This is a genomic window from Micromonospora chaiyaphumensis (genome assembly GCF_900091435.1).
GTDB classification, from domain to species: Bacteria; Actinomycetota; Actinomycetes; order Mycobacteriales; family Micromonosporaceae; genus Micromonospora; species Micromonospora chaiyaphumensis.
Genome location: NZ_FMCS01000023.1, coordinates 1 through 1,341 on the forward strand (window position 1 = coordinate 1; position 1,341 = coordinate 1,341).

At 69.2% G+C, this 1,341-nt stretch carries 1 protein-coding gene; it reads right to left on the bottom strand.

Translation table 11 applies throughout. The annotated features are described in order from the left end of the window. Positions 1 to 1,228: N-acetylmuramoyl-L-alanine amidase (locus GA0070214_RS31270; RefSeq protein ID WP_244167932.1), on the bottom strand; the 1,228-nt coding region annotated here is incomplete at its 3' end. Between the last annotated feature and the right edge of the window lie 113 nt (positions 1,229 to 1,341).

Sequence of the window (1,341 nt, forward strand, 5' to 3'; positions counted from 1 at the left end):
ACACGTCGTTCAACGAGCCCTGCGTGAACGCCACCACGTCATCGCGGCCGTCACCCGTGAAATCCGTGGGCGAACCCGCCAGATAACGACCGCCGGATCCGCCGCCCTGGTTGACGAGCGAGAGGTAGTAGTCCCAGTTCCAGTTGGGCCCCGGGTCGGTGTGGTCGTTGCCCGGGATCTCGTAGTGGCCCTTGATGCCGTTGCGGTCCTTCGGGATGCCGTACTTGTCGCACAGGTAGCGGGTCAGGGCCGCCGACGATCGGTACATGGCGTCGGTGAACCACGCGGGGTTGTCGACGTAGCCCTCGTGCTCGATGCCCACTCCGTAGGCGTTGCCGGACCGCGCGTGGTACGCGGTGTCGCCCTCGCGCACCATCTGGGTGATCTCGCCGTTGCTCGACTTGACGACGTAGTGGGCGCTGACACCGGCCGACGGGTTCTGGAACCAGTTGACGGTGCCGGCGTAGGAGCCCTGCGTGACATGGATGATCACAGTCGTGATGCGGCTGGAGCGCCCGACACCGTAGTTGGCGCCGTTCGCGGGAACCCACCGCGCCGCCGGGTACTCGGGGACCGCGGCCGCGAGGCCGATCCCCGCCGCGCCGGCCGGGGCCACCGTCGCGTATCGGCCGAGTTCCGGTTCGAGCCGGCGTGCCCGCACCGGAGCAGCACCCGGAATCCCGTGCTGCAACAGGTCGTAGACCTGATCGGCGTACAGCCGGGCCGTCGCGTCGTCGACCGCGGCGCCGTACTTCGCCACCACCGGGTACCAGGCGGCGACACGGCTGCGGTCGGCCGCCGTCAGCCCTTCGGCGTCGGCGAACTCACGCAGCACAGCGGCGCCACCACGGATGTTGGCCGGTGTGATGGTCTTCAACCTCGCGACCGGTTCGCCGGTCAATTCTGCCGCCCGTTCGAGGCTGTGCTGGGTGGGGTTGCTCACCAGGTGCATCACGCCGTAGCCGTTGGCCTGGCTGGGCTTGCCCTCATGGGCGTCCAACCGGGTTTCGCCGTAGCCGACGGCGACCAGCACGTCCCTGGGTACGTCGAACTCGCCTGCGGCCCGCAGGAAGGCCGAGTCCAGGGCGCTGCGTGCCGCCGGTCCGGCCGTCGCGGGAGCCGAGGGGCCCGCGACGGCGCCGGTGAGCGCCACGGCCGCCAGGACGATGGCGCCGCGGAGCCATCTCGATTGCGTTCTAACCACGGGAGCCTCCAGTTCGGGAGTCACAGGGTCGCCTCGCTGGCGAGGCCGAAGTAGTCGTGCCATTTGGTGCTGGGGGCGAAGGTGGTGCCGGTGGACAGTGCGACGTAGACGTCGTTGGTGGTGGTTTTGGTGAAGAC